The organism is Caldibacillus sp. 210928-DFI.2.18 (genome assembly GCF_020554505.1).
Taxonomy (GTDB): Bacteria; Bacillota; Bacilli; order Bacillales; family Caldibacillaceae; genus Caldifermentibacillus; species Caldifermentibacillus hisashii.
The window spans coordinates 1-17404 of sequence record NZ_JAJCHL010000018.1; the positions used below are offsets into that span (position 1 = coordinate 1).

Sequence of the window (17404 nt, forward strand, 5' to 3'; positions counted from 1 at the left end):
GGTTATTTGTAGTACGTACCGTGAAGGTACGTTTATTTTTTTATTTCGGGCTTACGTTTTATCGGAAGTTTGTCACTTAGTGTTTTAAATATCTTTTTTGGCCATTTCTTTATTGAACTAGAAACGTTGGCAGATCCTGACAGAGTAAACAGAAGTTTGGTATTAAGTACATCAGTCTCAATCATTACGACAAGTATTTTTCTGTTTACTAAAAAGCGAAAGGTGTTAAAAAATGTTTAAAGATGTATTAGATATTTATAATAAACATTTACCGTCCATATTAGTTTTAAGTATTACACTTGTATTTCCGGTTACCTTTTTTATCCAATTAGTAGTTGTCTATGTTTATGAAAGCAGTACAGTTTTATTTCCTTCAATTATTTCTCTGTGTCTATTAATCATTAACTTTATTGTATTGTTTTCTCCATTTAGTTTTTTAACACATAAAGATTTAAGTGATGAAACAGTAAGCTTGAAAGAATTGTACGCGGTCTTTTTTAGCTATTTCTTTTATTTATTATTATTTTCCGTTATTGTTTATGCCATCTCGGTTTTTGGCTCATTTTTGATACTAATGCCGACAATTATTGGATTCTCAATAATATTCCTTTTGCCTGTGTTTGTAGATGAAACATCAATGAAAAATCATTTTCGGAAAGCATGGTTAACACTGAAGTCAGAGAATATAGCTGTTTTAGGGGATATTGTAATTATTTCTTCTGTTCAAATATTACTTTGGACTATTTTAACCTATATTATTAAAGATTTGGAAAATAGTTTTTTCTTTTTTCTTGTTCTGAGAGCCCTAGTCAATACATTTTTATATCCGCTTTTTTATATTTACTTAGCGAGAAAGTATGGACAATTACACGAGGATAGAAAGTGGGTGACCTTTTGATGCAATCGGAATTGGCAACACGTTCAACATTTGAATTTAAAAAAACAAATATATTTCTTATGATCATTTTATCAATAGTAACAATTGGTACTTACAATGCATATTGGTTTCTTAGCAGAAAAAAATACTTTAGAAATCTAAATACAAAAAATGTTATACCATATAAATGGTGGATTATTATGTTAATATATTTAATTCTTTCCTTATTGTATTCATTATTTGGCCCGGTTTTTTTTACAGAATATGGTATTGCTGTTTTAGATAGCATTGATATCATTTTGGCATTTTATTTTGTCGGCTGTTTAAATTACTCGGCTTTTCGAGCAAGAGAAATGATAGAAGATTATTTTGAAGAAGAAATTTTTCAATCATGGCTGCTTGCTGTCTTCAATATTTGGTATCTCCAATATAAAATTAATCGTTTAGTTGATGCCGGGGGAAATTTATGATGAAAAGGGAAAAACGGTTAAAAAATGAAGAAGGTGCAATAAGTTTTGAATTTCTCGGGATTCTTCCGTTTTATTTTATGCTTTTCTTGTTGCTTTGGCAGGTTGTTGCATCGGGGTATGCACTTATGACCGCAAAAACAGCTGCAAATGAGGCGGCAAAAGTATTTGCTTTGGAAGAAGATGAACTTAAAGCGGAAAATAAAGCGAAAGAGGTTATTGGAAAAAGTTCTGTCTTATTATTGGAGAAATTTGAAGTGGTACCGGTTAGTGGTGATCCTACGATGCCAGTAGGGGAGGACTTTAAAGTGAAGATGGATTTAAAGCATCAACTTGTTTTTGTTCCTAAAGAGTGGAAAAAGACGACGGCCATTGACTTTAAAGAAGAAACGGCGAGCCGGGTGATGAGATGAAGAATTTAGATGAACGGGGAAATGCAAGTTTTTATATTATCTGGATTGTTTTTATCATGGGACTCATGCTGGTTTTAATTATTAATATCAGTGGTGTGTTTGTCACCAAGCAACAAGCTTCCAATGCAGCGGAACAGGCGAGTATTGCGGCAACGGATGTGTTATACGATGGGATTCGGGAAGCCGTAAGTGATTATGACCAATATCAAATTGAGAAGTTCTTAGAAACAGACCCATTAGGAGTCTTTCCTGAAGATCAAAAGCTGTCCTATAAAATTGATCAACAAGAAACTAACTTATTGGCAGTGGGCTACTCTCGAAATGAGGCGGCCATCCAAGCGATTGACCAGGTGGTTGAAGCGGAATTACCCGGCTTAGACGAAATGCTTGAAACATATATTACAGATAAAATTCGTATGAAATTAACAGACATAAGGCAAGTAGCAGCAGATGTAATCCAAAGAAATAACGGGGATAGCAGTAAATCCGAAGTAACTGTTTTTAAAGGTGAACGTGTCCAAGTAAAAGCCGTAGTTCACTTCGAAGGGCAAGAACAGGAAAAGTTTTTACGAAAAATAGTCAGTGATATTCCGCAAAAGGGGAGTGGACCAAAAGTGGATTTTGTTCATCGCTTAGGGTGGGGAGAGGCAACATATCCACTAGATTAGTGTCAGTTTAGCTAGATAAATAATTCTACTTAAAAAATTTTTAAAAGGGAGGTGCCTAGGTATGAAAATTTTTAAAAGTATTCTTGTTTCCGCACTACTTCTATTTTTACTAAGTGCATGCAGTAATGATAGCGCCAAGGAAAGTAACGAAACAGAAGATAAATCTACACCGGGAAATGAACAGACGGTAAAAAAGGAAAGGAAGGAGAAAGCGGTTAATGACAATGTAAAGGTGGAACCATTACCAACAACATATCAGGAGCTGGCGGAATTGCCAATTGGTAAGTATTACAATATGGACACATCCGGGGAAAATTCAAAAGAAGAAATCTTAAAGGTCTTTAGTGATTTACCTGATATTTCCGGAAACCCAAGTGAAAAAGAATTAGATTATTTTTATAGAGAACTGTTAAAAAAATGCAACAGGATTTTGAAGGTCCGGAAAATCTCATTAACCGATTAAAATTTGAGTCACTGGGAAGTCCGGAAAATACGGATAGCCGTTATCAATTTAAAGATAACTTAAATATCGTATTTATTATTGATGCTTCAGGTAGTATGGCACAAAAAATTAATGGAAAAGAAAAAATGGCATCAGCGAAAGATTCGATTCTCAATTTTGTAAATAAACTTCCGAAAGACGCCAAAGTTGGAATCAGGGTTTATGGTCATAAGGGAACAGGTTCAGACGCTGACAAAGCATTGTCATGTAGCAGCAGTGAACTTGTCTATCCAATATCGAATTATAATGCAGGCGAGTTCCAAGCAGCACTTAACAAATTTTCACCAAGCGGCTGGACGCCGATTGGTTTAGCCTTGCGGGAGGCGAAAAATGACTTAGCCTCCTTTGATGGAGCCAATAATACAAATATCGTTTATTTAGTCAGTGATGGAATTGATACATGTGAAGATCAGCCGATTGAAGCGGCTAAAGATTTGTATTCATCAAATATATCCCCAATCATAAATGTTATCGGATTTGATGTGGACAGTGAGGGACAGAACCAATTGAGAGAAATTGCCGCTGCAACTGAAGGAATTTACGGTACCGTTACAAATGAAGGGGAATTGCAAAAGGAATTAGATAATTTAAGTAATTTGACTGAGAAATGGAAAGAATGGTTGGAGCAGGGAAAGCAAAAAATAGAATCTAAAAAACTGCAAAACGACTTGGCCATTTTTTCGTACATTACAAAGGAAGAAATAAAAGCGACTACTGAGAGTACAAAAATAGAGCTTATTTTATCCTATTTACATGAAGCAGGACGTATGAATGACGAATCATATCAATATCTAGAAACTAAACGTATTGAATATCACCGATGGATAAGAAAAGAAATAAAAAAATTTGAAAAAGAATTAAAAGCGTTAAATGAAGCAAGTTATTCTGAAGCAATAAATAAACTTGAGAGTAAATATATTTCTAGTACGAATACCCAATAGGTTGGGGTGAGATTATTTGAGAGGAAGGAAACTTGAAAGAATTTTATATTTAATGCTAGCCTCCATGCTAATCTTTTGGACGCTGTTTCCGGCTGTAAGTGCCTTCGCATATATTACTCCGGGAACACCCATTGTCCCGGGGAAACCAATTACCCCGGGTACGCCGATTCAGGGAGGTACCTTTATTATTCCAGGCAAAGTATATGAACCGAGTAATTCTAGGCTCTCAATTTTAAATCTGTATTTAGAAAATAGGTGGTATCTTTGGATAATAATCGACGACTTTCATTTAAAGAAAGTAAATTAGTTTCAGCAATTGGATTTAATTTATTTTTTGCTTTATTATTTAGTGCATTACCGGAGTGGAGTACAAAATTTTGGCTAATTAATACAACTGTTGCTATGTTCTTTATCATTCGAACTGCTTATGCTTGGTTGACAATGACTGACAGTAAAAGATATTTCTCGATAATGAGCTACGGTATGATTTTTATGGCGGCTTTTGTTCCCACACAACCGATTATCCGATTACTTTGGATTGGGGAAAGTCATTTATGGATTCTTTTTGTGGTCACTTGGTTATTATTATTTATTATCACCCACCTATCTAAATGGAAAATTGGCAAAATGTTTAAAGATCCATTTGATTCCAAGGGTGGGAGGATTTTCCATATATTATTTCTTATTGTTATCATCATTCTTCCCTTCATTATGACATTTACTAGTCAAGAGGGGACGACAATAGCAGAACAGTACATTGAATTTATGGCAATGGGGGCAGTTGCTTATATTATTTCTCTTTTCTGTTTGTTTATGTTGCCGGCTTTTCTCATCAAGCCGGAAGAGATGGATTCCCTTTAATGAAATGAAAGTAGGCGGTTCTTAATCTGTTACCGCCATACCTAAAAGCTAGAATTGTATGTTTCACGTTCTAAATTTTAATGGAAGCCTTTTTTCTTAGTATAGAAAGGGAGTTTCCTAAGGAAGAAATTAAACGAAATATGGATCGGAGTTACATTAAAATTGAGTTGTCAGCCATGTCATCATTCTTTATTTCGCCGGAAGAGATGAAAACTCAAAGGGGAGGGAAAATATGGGAAGATATGTTAGAATATTTTTATTTATTGTAATTGCACTGTCCACAATGTTTTTCACCACACCTTTTTCTACAATGGCATTTACCGCGGGGAAACCGATCACACCGGGGATTCCGCTTTCCCCGGGTCAGCCTATTGATTCTGGGAAGCCTATTCTGCCGGGCGATCCACTTCAGCCGGGAGACCCCATTGAACCGGGGAACCCAAATACTGGAGATAATCAGTGGGGTGATGGAAATCAAGGTATCAACGGAAATAATAAACAAAATGGCGCACCAATTGACGGTACTGCCGCTCCCGTTATGATGCCGGATGGAACGATTGTTGTGTCCAATGAGGATGGGACTTATTTAATCTATAAACCTGATAAAGATGGAACTTATTCAGAAATTTCGCCTCACTCAAAGGATAGCCAATCGATAATTAATCAGTATACTAAATATAAGAATAGCATATCTACACAATCTGGAAAAAATAACCAGAATTACGGATATAATCCAAATGCTGAAGATCCGGGTTTTTATGAAGGAATAAAATACGTTGTCAATGATGCAATTGGACAACAAGTTAAATTAGTAGGAGAGGTTTTGGATTCAAATGGAAATTATCAGTTTGGAAAATCAGGCACATGGAAAAGCTTCCTAGTCTCCGGGTATAAATTGGTCGGGCAAGGAACGGGAAATGGCTATGTTCAGCTATCCGGTGATGCGTTGGATGGGATATTAAAGGGGACAGATGCTGTTCAGGGGTTTAGAACATACCAAAATACTATAGGAAATCTTCAACAAATTTTATCTAGTGAAACAGTTATAGGTAACTCGTCAAAGCTTGGAAACTTATTTACTGCCACAGGCCCCATGACCACCCTTTCCAAATTTAATATTGCAACAGCTACCGTAGGCCTTGGTTTTTCTGCATATGAAACAGGTACAAATTTCCATGCATGGCAAAATGAAACAAATTTTGAAATGAAAACCGATTTAGCTGGAAAAACTTTTTCCAGTTTTGGTGAGACGTTAATGGGCGCAGGGGTTATAAGTGCATCGATACCGACACCGGCAACAGAAGTAGTTGGAGGAGTTTTATTGGTGACAGGTGCCGTCCTGTGGGCTGCAGGAACCGGTTTACAATGGCTTAATAAGTCAAAAACAGGAAGGAAAATCATTAAAGGCACTGTTGAAACATTTAAAAAGGTTGGTAAAAAAGTAAGTGATCTTGGTAGTAAAATAGGCGATGGACTTAAATCATTGTTCGGATTTTAAGTAAGAAAACAAGCACATGATTAAGAAATTCAGATTAATGAGCCGAAAACAAATGGGGATTTTCATGTAATACCTACTTATTTATGATTAAGGTGGAAGTGCAGATGAAAATTAGTCATGAATTTTTGAAGCTAATAGAAGACAGACAAAAAGAAAAAGAGAAATATGAAATTTATCAACACGTATATAAATTTCATGAGTCAGATAGCGAATTTTTTTATTATATTGTTTATAAATATTACCAAGAGGGGAGAGGGTATATCATCCTGTCTTCTTCCCGAAAATTGATTCCAAAAAATGAAGCAGTGGAAATTGCTTACTACTTTTTAACCCATAATGGTACAGTTTCTGCTGCTCTGGGGCCAATGTCAGAGGTTCGGAAAAGGAAGGTTGAAACCGTTCAAAAAATCAAATCAAAATTATTAGAAGGAGAGGATTTAATTTTAACAAATAGACACTTAGCTGATTCCTATCACATGATTAATAATACGTTAGAATTGCAAATAGGGAATACGAGAAAAGTAAATGATATTTATAATCAAATTAAAGAACTCGACTTACATATTCAGAGAAAAACACATGTGTTAACGAAAGAGGCTTGGCAAAAAGGAAGAAATTTACTTCATGAATATAATGTAACAATGTATGAAGAATTGAAAACCCTATTGAAAAGTTGGGAGAGTGCCGAAAAAATAATAGATTATCTAAACCGATTGAACCTAGGTTTCCCTGAAAAATATAAGGCAAGAAATGTAGTAAAACAACTTCAAATAATGTTTAATGAACAAGCAAAGGAAAAGGTAAATAAATCATTAGAAGACTTTGAAAAAGATTTCCAAGGTAATTTTTTTACCAATCAAAGAGGAGAACTGAACACTGAGGAATATATTCAAGTCACTAATCGAATGATGGAAGAAGATTATAAAAGAAATTTATTACGGGATTGCCGAAATTCTTAATTTCTCGAGCTCTACTCAAAGTTGGTAAAACAGCAAAAAGAAGATTAAAGAGAAGTTGAAACAATAAAAAAGGTCAACAAAAGATGAAAAAAGTTTGGCAGTAAAATAGGCTGTGGACTTAAATTTGTTTGGATTTTCAGAGAAGAAGGTGTCCGTAATTGCAACTAAATCAGCAATTTCAAGAAATAGCCGAGAAATATAAACAGGACAATGAAAAATTCGAGGTATATTCTTACGTTTTTAAATATGTCGAAACAGATGAAGAATTTTATTATTATATTCTTTATAAGAAATATCAACAGGGAAAAGGAAATATGGTCCTTTCTTCTAAACGTGGACTTATTGATAAACAAGAGGCAGTGAAAATAGCTTACTTTTTTTTAACACATAATGGAACTGCAAAAGCGGCAAATCATGTAATAAATAAAAATAGAAAAAGAAGTAAAGAGTATGTGGAAGAACTTATTGAACTACTTTTGAAAAATAGACATTTGCTAAAGCCGTTACAGAGTTCAATAGATATCGTTATTGATATATTAACATTACAAGCAAAAAATACAGAACGTATAAATCAAATTTATCAAGATTTACTGGAATTAGATCAAAGAATTCACACGGGTACAAAAGTATTAACGGAAAAATTATGGCAAAAGGGAAGGAATTTAATAAAGGATTATGATGCTTTAGTGTACAGTGAAGTGAAGGAAGTAATTAACAATATTCCCGAGGCAGAAAAAATAATGTCATATTTAAATGAGAGAAGTCACTTTTCATTCATTGACGGATTCAAAGCTAGAAAAATTTTAAGGAAAATGGAAAGGCTTTATGGTGCAGAGGCCAAACAAGATTTACAAAATTCTTTGGAAGGATTTGAAAAAGATTTTCAAGGAAACTTTTTCACGAAAACAAGAGGTGAACTTAGTACTGATGAATACGTTCAATTTATTCATCAAATGGCTGAATATGAATATAAGAAAAATTTATTAGAAATTTGCCGAAATCCTTGAATAAGATATTCAATGTTAATAAAGTGTATACGGACGCTAAATGCAAAATCCGAAAAGTAATGGGAATTTTTATGTAATGCCTTTCTATTTTTAATTGATGTTGACGCAGTTTAGAGAAATAGGCGAGTGACTTAAATCATTGCTCGGTTTTAAGAGAAGAAGGTGTCAGTAAATGCAATTAAATCAGCAATTTCAAGAAATAGCCGAAAAATATAAACGGGAAAATGAAAAATATGAGGTTTACCCTTACGTTTTTAAATATACCGAAACAGATGAAGAATTTTATTACTATATTTTATATAAAAAGTATCAAGAGGGGAAAGGGATGCTTGTCTTGTCCTCCAAACGAGGTCTCTTAAATAAACAGGAAGGTGTGGAAATTGCTTATTTCTTTTTGACACATAATGGAACTGCAATTGCTGCTACAAACGTGATAAAAAAGTGATGAAAAGAAGCAAAAAATATGTTGAAGAACTAATTCAGCTCCTTCAGCAAAATAAAAGTATGTTATTTCCTGTACAAAGTTCAGTAAACATTATAATAAATACATTAACAATACAGGCAAAAAATACGATTCTTTTCAATGATATATACCAATCTATTTTGGAAATTGATAACGAAATCTATGACCGATCAAAGACATTAACAAAAGAACTGTGGTTAAGGGGAAGAAGTTTAATCAAAAAATATGATGGATTAATATATAGTGAATTTAATTACGTTTTTAATAACTTGCATCATGCGGAAAAAATAATCACTTATCTAAATGATGAAGGGAATTTTATATTATTTGAAAGGTTTAAAGCCAAAAGAATGGCGAAAAAGCTTGAAAAAATATTTGGTAAGGAAGCAAAGGCAAATTTAATAAAATCCCTGGAAGGATTTGAAAAAGATTTTCAAGGAAACTTTTTCACGAAAACGATAGGAGAACTTAGTACAGATGAATACGTTCAGTTTATTCATCAAATGGCTGAAAACGATTATAAAAGAAACTTATTAAGAGATTGCCGGAATCCTTAATTATGTCAATGTATTGGAGTGAAGAGGATGGAATATGTAAAAGAGACCTTTAGTCTGTATGTGAATAATTTTTGGAAAATCACGTTATTAGCATTAACGATATGCTTGCCTTTTTTGCTTGTACATGGTTTTACTTCGAATGTCGTTTATTATTATGTAAGTTATACACCTGCTGAAATTTTTGGGGATTATACGAATTTATTTTTGAGTATGGTCTTTTTTGTACTTGTTCAAATTCCGTTGATCAAGTTCATACAGATGGAGTTGAACGGGGAGGAAAATCAGCTCAGTTCGAGTTACCATATATTTTTCAAATATGGATTTATGGCGTTTTTATTTGCCATCCTGTATATTTCACTTATTGTTATTGGGATAACTTTATTTGTGCTACCCGGAATAATTGTTCTTATATTGTTTTATTTTACTCCTTACGTTATGATTTATAAAAAACAAAATCCGTTTCGCTCTCTGGGCACGGCTTTCAGGTTAGCTAAAAGGCACTTTTTTAAAATCCTATTGATTATACTTGCCATGGGACTTATCGACAATTTATTCAGCTCAATATTATTGCTTGCCATTTCAGGTGTATCTTCAGACTATTTATCTATTTTTTTCGGACAGTTGCTGTTAAATTTAATCTTTTTCCCGTTACTAACGATTTATACCACCTGCCGTTTTCATGATTGGTTTGAAGAATTGGAGGAACATGTGCCGGTGAAAAAATTGCATTAAAATTATGAACATATCGAAAGGGGCAGTCATGAGAAAAATATATCATTTTTTTAGAATAATATTTTTATATCTTTTTATCTTTTTTTGGTTTTTTCTAATAATCGACTTTTTACGGACAGATGATGTAGACGCGGCCTTATTTAGCTTAGGATGTGCTGTGATTCTTTATTTTCTTTTCTTTCGGTTGCTTTTATCAAGAAAAAGAAGACGGAGCAAATATAAAACTTCCTCTCAAAGAAAGAAATCAAGTAAATCCAAATCTTCCTCTTCCTATGATTCAGGGGGGTTCTTTAGTTTTGGCGGTTGGGATTCCTCTGACGGAGGGGATAGCGGTGGAGATGGAGGAGGCGGTGGTGGAGATTGACTGCTCCAAGTTCGATAAACGGTCGGTTCTTCATCATTTTTTCGCTTAGCAAAAAAATCTGAAACACATCCGAACCGTTATCCGTAAATATATGTATGATGAAAGGATGTGTTTGCCATGAGTAAATACTCACTAGACGAATTTTTGAGCCAAACAGAACAAGAGGATAAAGGGGAAGGATTATTTGAACTGGAAACTCCGCATCTTCTTGAAGTTAATTTGAATGGACAGATTTGGGCAAAAGCAGGTTCCATGGTTGCCTATCACGGAAAAATTAAATTTGAACGTGAAGGAATATTGGAACAAGGCCTAGGTAGCATGTTTAAAAAGGCGATTTCAGGAGAAGGAGCCTCTTTAATGAAGGCGAATGGTCAAGGAACATTGTATTTGGCGGATGACGGAAAAAAGATTATTATCCTTCACTTACAAAATGAGTCCATCTATGTGAATGGCAATGATTTACTCGCATTGGAAACAACAATTAAACACGATATTAAGCTTATGAAGCGGGTTAGCGGCATGTTGGCGGGCGGATTGTTTAATATCCGTTGTTCCGGTACCGGGTTAATTGCGATTACCAGCCATTATGAGCCGTTAACATTGCGTGTCACACCGGGCAAACCAATTATAACTGATCCAAATGCAACAGTTGCCTGGTCAGGAAATCTGCAGCCGGAGTTTCAAACGGATGTTTCCTTTAAAACCTTTATTGGAAGAGGAAGCGGCGAGTCCATCCAAATGCGCTTCCAAGGGGACGGCTTTGTCATTGTCCAACCGTATGAAGAAGTGTATTTTCAAGAAAGTCATTAAAGTTTATGTGGGAAGAAGATGAGTAACATTAAAGAGATTATACTGGTAGGGTCTTTTCATTTTTTAAAAACATCCTGCAAGTGGAAAGTAAAACGAATGAGCGCATGCTCCTCTTGATAGGCGGAGTCCATTTGTGGATGCTAAGGAAATTATTTGAAGGAATTGGATGGAAAGTGATTAATCCATTTTCTGAATTGAGCTATGGTAGTAGATGAAACAGAAAATTTAAGGCAGTCGTACTAGATAAAATTAACGTGATTGGAAGTATCGATGATGATCGTAGCAAATAATAATGGTTTAATCTTATTTCGACGCAATCATTTAGAAGAACGTAATTGGCGAGATGATACAAGTTATAAATTTATTTTTTCATTCTTTGGAAAAAGTGTATATCAGACCCATTATGAGGATCTCACCATTCATGCTGGAGAGTTTTTTTTTTTTAACCCAAATGAACCACATAAACAACTAAAAGTTACACAGGAAAAGTTTCTTATTGAAATTGAGCCGGAAGTAGTGAAGGAGGCAGCTGTTCAATTAGGTATTGAACAACCGGAGCCGGAGTTTTCTGCACAGGCATTTAGACACCCGCTGATTAGCCAGTGGGCGTCCTTTATCCATAATAATTTCATTCAACAAGAAGCCGAAGAACTACCGGCGAATGATTTGTTTTTGGATAATAGTGTAGCACAGCTTACTATCTTGCTCTTACAATTTGGCTTAGGATCTCATCAAAAGGAACTGCCAACGATTCAAACGAAAACAAATATTGATATAGTAATCAATGCCCTAAAAGAAAACTATACAGAAGATTGGTCACTCGATCAGATGGCCAACATTTCGGGATTAAATAAATATCAATTTGCCCATCAGTTCAAGGAAGAGAAGGGGATTTCTCCATACTCTTGGCTGCAATTATATCGTTTGTTTAAAAGTCAGCACTCATTAATCAATACAGATGAATCCATTTTATCAATTGCACTAGAACTCGGGTTTAAAAATATTTCTTCCTATAATCGTCTATTTATGAAAATGTATCGGAAAACGCCGACCGAATTTCGTAAAATATATAGAAGAAAGTAGTCCTATCAAGCTGACAAGCAACATGAAGATACCACTCACACACATTAAAAATTGGATGGACACATGTAGGGAGAAAATACCATAAAGTGCAAGTGAGATGGTGTTCGAAAAATATAATAAAACAGCATTAAAGCTAAATGCTCTGCCCATTTTATCTTCCGGTACCAGTGATTGAACAATATACACCCGTGTTAAACTGGCGAGCGGCATTCCAATACCAACAATGGCGGCCCCGATGAAAAAATGCGGAATATCATAAAGGAGACCATAGTAGGTAATTCCGGTAGCCCAGATAATCGAACCAATGAAGTAATGGCGCAGTGTCATTTTTTTTATAAAATATAGGATGATGATATTGGTAACAATAACTATACCCCCAAACAACCCTTGTAAAATACTATAGAGTTGTTCACTTGCAGAACTCATCTTGGATAAAGCCAGTAGCATGCCAACTTCCCATACCCATGTATTAAAAAAGACTGTGATAAAGGTAAATAGAAATAATTTTTTTATAGTAACTTGCTTGCGAACCCAATGCACAAATTCAAAGATTGCAAACAAAGCCGCTTTTATTTTTTTAAAGTTAGGTTTCTAAAAACAAATAAGTCAAAAAATTTAATGTAATTGTTAAATATACAAATTAATAAAAATTAGGCATAATTTCCCTAAGTTCCTAATTATTTGAAAGGGATGTGTGGTTTACAAGCAAATCTATGGCGTACGTCATATTAGAATGATCACCAAACTAAGGATATATAAGGAGAACACAAAATGAAAAGAAGATTATTTGAAATCATTAGCATCATTTTAATTACAATTATTTTAATACTGGATTTTATCCCAAATTTATTTTTCGATTTTAATGGATGGCTTTATTGGCTAATGTTAATAATATTGGGTGTGTTTGTTACCATTAGTAGCAGTTCCAATTCCCATAATGAATTAAGTCAAATAATATTTTCTGGATACCTAATTATTTTATTAGTCTTATTAACGATAATTTTTGGTAAATCAAAAAATGGTTTGTCTACTTCTCAGGGCGGTTTCTGGATAATACTAGCATTATTCACTATCCAAATTTTTTCCTATTATAAGAAAAAAACAATAGATGACAAATAGTTTGGAAAATGAGACTTAACGGTTTTAAAAATTTGTGCATATGAGTGTATGGATGTATTATATATCGATCACCTTAATCGATTACATGTTATTCTTGAAAGAGTTTCTTTTCATAAATATGAGCAGGGGGGATTAACCTTATTTGGTTGAAGTCTAAACTGATAGATTGTTGGTGAACCGTTAATACAATTATCTCTTGATGTTCATATGAAGGATTATCGGTGCTTGCAAAAGAAATAGTTGCCAGTTTTTACGTGTAAATCGTTCATATGGCAGATACTTTTTCTTCTGACAAAATAAAAAAGTTAAGAGCTGCTGAAGTATTAGAATTCTATTTTTTGGATGGAATTTGGATAAAGTATTAAGATTATAGAACGAACACTATATACAGGATTTTAATTAAGTCTGTAAATGAAATGCATTTGAAAATTGACTAATTTTATTGAGAGAAGAAATATAAAAATCGATGGGTTTGATAGACTAATATTCATTACTGATACTCTAGTGAATTTAGTCGTTGCCATTCCTTCGCCTAACGAACAAACCCGTATAAACATTCAGCAGCCCTTACATTAATTATAAGTGGAATTTTATAAAGAGTAAATTTAACAATTAGCGGGTAAGAATTGTCAATAATAACAATAAAAACTATCAACTTACACAATTAATTTATATGAAACAATATGATATAATCATTTTGAGATATGCATGTTTGAAATTTTGGTAAATTAGGTTCAGGTGATCCATATGAATAATAATTTGGGTAGTTTTTTAAAATTAAAGCGAATAGAAAAAAATATTAGGCAAGACGATTTATGCCGCGGAATTTGCACTCCTTCTTATTTAAGTAGAATCGAGAATAATCATGTGGTTGCCGATGAAGAAATTTACATATTACTATTTGAAAGATTAGGCATTGCTTATGATCAGCTATTCGAAAGTATTGAGCACATCGATGAAAAAATTGAAAAATGGTATGATAGTTTACTGAATAAAGAAGAGTATGAAGTAAATATTGAAGAACTTAAGGGTCTATCTATCATAGGCGGTGGTAGTACTTCAATCAAATTTGAAATCGTTTATTGCCGTTATCTTTTGGAACATGATGATTTAACTGAAGTCAGTAAAGTTCTTAAAAATTTAAAACAAATTATCAAAGTTGCAAATAACCGAACCTTTTTCCTATATACCAATGTATTATTACTATATTATATTAAAACTAATAAATTTTCTGAAGCTGTAGAAGCAGGGGTGGAATTATTACAACTTGTCGGTTACGAAAATTTGGCAAATCGATTTGAATTAGGAATCTTTTACTATAATTTTTCTCTTAGTCTGAAAAATATTTACTGTTACGAAGAGGCGCTCATTTACATAGAAAAAGCATTGAAAATTTTTAAAGACGAGTATTTATTGGAAAGAGCCTTGGCATGCCATATTATTCTTGGTACCTGCTACAATAATTCAAGAAAATGGGACGATGCCATTGCAACATTTCGCTTAGCGGAACGAATCCTCATTTATCTGCCAAAGGAAGATCAGAATAAATATTTATATATAATTAGTAATAACTTGGGCAATTGTTATGAATATCAAGGGAAGTACAATGAAGCAATCAATTATTATTTAGAAGCGATAAAATATGTAAATGACGATAACAAAAGCAAAATCCAGTTAAATTTAATTCGAACTTATTATTTGAAAGGGGATATTGAATCTGCCAGACTTTGGTTGAAGACGAAGCAGGCAGAGGAAGATAGTCGGTTGTCTGAAAAATATCAGATTCAATTAAAAATATTTGAAACAATTACCGATGATAACCTTACGATTGATAACATTATAAATATACAAAAGTCAAGCATCAATTATTTTTTATCGATAAAAGACTGGAAACTTACAGTCAGATATAGTGAATTGTTTGCCAATATTTATGAATCTTATAGTCATTATAAACAAGCTAATTTATTATATAAGTTAGCCTTACAAACAAATCAAAACAGGAGGGAATAAGGGAATGAAAAAGTTATTAATTATCGTATTACTATTATTGGGAGTTAATTTCTTCGTGTCTGGTGGAATTCATGTAGCAGATGATTTAGACATCGGACCAATGAGCGTTAAAGGAGAAGAGGTTAAGTTATAAGAAAATCATCGTTTATCGTTTTGATTAATAATTAGTCCAAAGTTACGAAAACCGTCGAACAATCTGAAGTTTGATGGTTTTTTGGCCACACGCGATCTAGTTAAGTTCATACCCCCTGGTATATAAAGTGAAACTTTCATCAGTGGAAGTCCTTTATGTTGAACCAATCAGGCCTTTACTGGCAGTTTATTCCCCAACTATCTTTATTGTATAATCGAAAATCTTGAGGAGGGGAACTTACTGTCTGTTAAGGTGCGATTTAAGCAGATAATCCTTGCCTTTTTCCTAGATTACTTTTTCGTGTTTGGCAAGTTCGATAATCCGGATTTGTTTAAAGTTTTTTTGAGGGCGAATGAGATATTAGAAGTGATTGAAAATAGTGAAGTATAGATGTAAATCAAGTGGATTTTGCATTCTGTTGAAGGATTTAATCAGATTAATAGTCATTATTTCACGTATATTGGAAAAAAGCATATAACTAAAGACTGGCTAAAGTATAGAATTACGTTTTCCCTAAAACAATCATATCATCAGGAATTATTATGTAATACTACGATTCCTTTAATAACTTTTATTGGTCCGAAAATTCATTCCGTTTGTGTAAGTTGACAGCATTTGATGTATTTTAGGAATCATTTTACTCACTAATTGTTAAATTTACTTTTCATAACCTATGTTTATAATATCAGTATAGGGTGCTAAATACCTTAATTATTTTTAATAATTTGTTTTTAACCGAATAAAGGAAGGGGAATACTATGAATGTAAAAAAAGGGATTATTTGGTTAGGCATAATTGACTTTTTTTATCTGGCCATATTTTTCATTTATATTACCAGCCGAGTTTATTTAGGATATTATCCTATAGGTATTGTGAATTTAATCACATTAATTTCTTGTATAATAGCATTTATATTCTTTACAAAAAAATTGTATTATATTAAAAAAATTTAAACCTTTAAATTATGCTGTGTTTATAGGATATATCATTTCTATTGTTTTTATGTTTTACACTTTATTTATTTTGTATGCTTTTATGCCTTTATATGACTAAAAAAGGGGAAATATTATATGAGTCCTAGAAGTAGTTTTGCAAAATTTTCATATTAGTTTTATCTTTGACTATTCTTACTCCTAACTTTGCTTTTGCTGCAGAATCAAATAACGAATCTATTAATAGAAAAGTTGAAGGGGTGGATGCAGAATCTATAAATAGTGAAATTGAAGATTTGAATGCTTATTTCCTAAGAACTTACAACTATGCAAAAGATTTGGTTATAAATAGTATTCAGTCTGATGAAGAAGCATATGCAGCTTTACTTCAAAATAGGGAGTTCGTTTTACTTGCTGGGAATAACACGTTAAAAGTCAACTTTGATAAAATTGCTAATAGAGAAAACTTATCAGCCAGTGATTGTATTTTTTTAAAGAATTTTGTTGATAGGATTAACTCGTTAGTTAACAATCAAGCAATTTCAATAAATGAAAATCTTTTGTTTAGGTTTGTTACTAATGTTAAGCCTACATTTGTGATGAGACCAATGGCAAATTCCATTGCAATAATGGGAACAACTCGAAATCATGCGAAAACACTAAAATCTGTATATAATAATGCTGCTTTTCACACAAAGCATCTGACTGCTGGTCAAAAAGGTATCGACAAATATAATGCTGAACATTAATTTATACAATTTAAGAAATAAGTATTAAAATAGTTTAGAAGTACAGGGTATAATAAATTTGCGCCGATATGTAGATTCCATATTCAAATAAAAGGTGAAGCAAACCCTCCACATTATCAGTTGTAGAGGGTCGTTTTATCATTGGTGTGATTTTCAAGTAACTAGTGATGAGGATGTGGGGCCAATGAGCGTTCACTCTAGTGAGATAGAAAATAGTTAAGATGAATCAAATAGCTCGCGTGACAAAAAACCATTGGAT

General features: G+C 33.2%; 20 protein-coding genes. 19 read left to right on the plus strand and 1 reads right to left on the minus strand.

What is annotated here, in order from left to right:
* Positions 1-232 precede the first annotated feature (232 nt).
* The 15 genes from LIZ98_RS05850 to LIZ98_RS05920 all read left to right on the plus strand — a co-directional run bounded on the left by LIZ98_RS05850 (position 233) and on the right by LIZ98_RS05920 (position 12202).
* Positions 233-898, plus strand: a complete 666-nt coding sequence (locus LIZ98_RS05850) for a hypothetical protein (protein ID WP_227139165.1) — start codon at positions 233-235, stop codon at positions 896-898.
* Between the two features lie 179 nt (positions 899-1077).
* Entirely contained in the window at positions 1078-1347 is a 270-nt protein-coding gene (locus LIZ98_RS05855; protein ID WP_227139166.1) for a hypothetical protein, read from the plus strand.
* Positions 1347-1757, plus strand: a complete 411-nt coding sequence (locus LIZ98_RS05860; protein WP_041846190.1) for a pilus assembly protein — start codon at positions 1347-1349, stop codon at positions 1755-1757. The genes LIZ98_RS05855 and LIZ98_RS05860 overlap by 1 nt, the downstream gene beginning before the upstream one ends.
* The gene (locus LIZ98_RS05865; RefSeq protein WP_227139167.1) at positions 1754-2425 is read left to right on the plus strand and encodes a pilus assembly protein TadG-related protein; all 672 of its coding nucleotides are present in this window, start codon (positions 1754-1756) and stop codon (positions 2423-2425) included. The genes LIZ98_RS05860 and LIZ98_RS05865 overlap by 4 nt, the downstream gene beginning before the upstream one ends.
* 61 nt (positions 2426-2486) lie before the next feature.
* Positions 2487-2888, plus strand: a complete 402-nt coding sequence (locus LIZ98_RS05870; RefSeq protein WP_227139168.1) for a hypothetical protein — start codon at positions 2487-2489, stop codon at positions 2886-2888.
* On the plus strand, positions 2843-3868 hold the full coding sequence (locus LIZ98_RS05875; protein WP_227139169.1) for a vWA domain-containing protein: 1026 nt from the start codon (positions 2843-2845) through the stop codon (positions 3866-3868). Before LIZ98_RS05870 ends, LIZ98_RS05875 begins: the two co-directional genes overlap by 46 nt.
* A gap of 264 nt (positions 3869-4132) precedes the next feature.
* The gene (locus LIZ98_RS05880) at positions 4133-4729 is read left to right on the plus strand and encodes a hypothetical protein (protein ID WP_227202983.1); all 597 of its coding nucleotides are present in this window, start codon (positions 4133-4135) and stop codon (positions 4727-4729) included.
* Between the two features lie 232 nt (positions 4730-4961).
* Entirely contained in the window at positions 4962-6227 is a 1266-nt protein-coding gene (locus tag LIZ98_RS05885) for a hypothetical protein (protein ID WP_227139171.1), read from the plus strand.
* Positions 6228-6331: 104 nt separating this feature from the next.
* Positions 6332-7186, plus strand: a complete 855-nt coding sequence (locus LIZ98_RS05890) for a hypothetical protein (protein ID WP_227139172.1) — start codon at positions 6332-6334, stop codon at positions 7184-7186.
* A 158-nt stretch (positions 7187-7344) separates the two neighbouring features.
* Complete coding sequence (locus LIZ98_RS05895) at positions 7345-8193, plus strand: hypothetical protein (protein ID WP_227139173.1); 849 nt, start codon at positions 7345-7347, stop codon at positions 8191-8193.
* Between the two features lie 172 nt (positions 8194-8365).
* Complete coding sequence (locus LIZ98_RS05900) at positions 8366-8638, plus strand: hypothetical protein (protein ID WP_041848720.1); 273 nt, start codon at positions 8366-8368, stop codon at positions 8636-8638.
* Positions 8635-9213 carry a hypothetical protein gene (locus LIZ98_RS05905; protein WP_227202985.1) on the plus strand — a complete coding sequence of 193 codons (579 nt, stop codon included), beginning with the start codon at positions 8635-8637 and terminating at the stop codon, positions 9211-9213. The genes LIZ98_RS05900 and LIZ98_RS05905 overlap by 4 nt, the downstream gene beginning before the upstream one ends.
* 27 nt (positions 9214-9240) lie before the next feature.
* Positions 9241-9945 carry a YciC family protein gene (locus tag LIZ98_RS05910; RefSeq protein WP_227139175.1) on the plus strand — a complete coding sequence of 235 codons (705 nt, stop codon included), beginning with the start codon at positions 9241-9243 and terminating at the stop codon, positions 9943-9945.
* 481 nt (positions 9946-10426) lie between these two features.
* Positions 10427-11119 (plus strand): AIM24 family protein, encoded by a 693-nt coding sequence (locus LIZ98_RS05915; protein ID WP_041846841.1) that lies wholly within the window; start codon positions 10427-10429, stop codon positions 11117-11119.
* A gap of 273 nt (positions 11120-11392) precedes the next feature.
* Positions 11393-12202, plus strand: coding sequence for a helix-turn-helix domain-containing protein (locus tag LIZ98_RS05920; RefSeq protein ID WP_227139176.1), 810 nt, complete (start codon positions 11393-11395; stop codon positions 12200-12202).
* On the opposite strand, the gene LIZ98_RS05925 is transcribed toward LIZ98_RS05920, so the two are convergent.
* Complete coding sequence (locus tag LIZ98_RS05925) at positions 12140-12742, minus strand: MFS transporter (protein ID WP_227139177.1); 603 nt, start codon at positions 12740-12742, stop codon at positions 12140-12142. The two genes, LIZ98_RS05920 and LIZ98_RS05925, sit on opposite strands and share 63 nt — an antisense overlap.
* A 231-nt stretch (positions 12743-12973) precedes the next feature.
* On the opposite strand from LIZ98_RS05925, the gene LIZ98_RS05930 reads away from it, so the two are divergent.
* The 4 genes from LIZ98_RS05930 to LIZ98_RS05940 all read left to right on the plus strand — a co-directional run bounded on the left by LIZ98_RS05930 (position 12974) and on the right by LIZ98_RS05940 (position 17145).
* Positions 12974-13321: a hypothetical protein gene (locus LIZ98_RS05930; RefSeq protein WP_041846842.1), complete on the plus strand. Its 348-nt coding sequence runs from the start codon at positions 12974-12976 to the stop codon at positions 13319-13321.
* A gap of 747 nt (positions 13322-14068) precedes the next feature.
* Complete coding sequence (locus tag LIZ98_RS05935; protein ID WP_041846843.1) at positions 14069-15331, plus strand: helix-turn-helix domain-containing protein; 1263 nt, start codon at positions 14069-14071, stop codon at positions 15329-15331.
* Positions 15332-15335: 4 nt separating this feature from the next.
* Positions 15336-15464: a hypothetical protein gene (locus LIZ98_RS17940; RefSeq protein WP_255602051.1), complete on the plus strand. Its 129-nt coding sequence runs from the start codon at positions 15336-15338 to the stop codon at positions 15462-15464.
* A 1117-nt stretch (positions 15465-16581) separates the two neighbouring features.
* Positions 16582-17145, plus strand: coding sequence for a hypothetical protein (locus LIZ98_RS05940; RefSeq protein WP_041846845.1), 564 nt, complete (start codon positions 16582-16584; stop codon positions 17143-17145).
* Positions 17146-17404 lie beyond the last annotated feature (259 nt).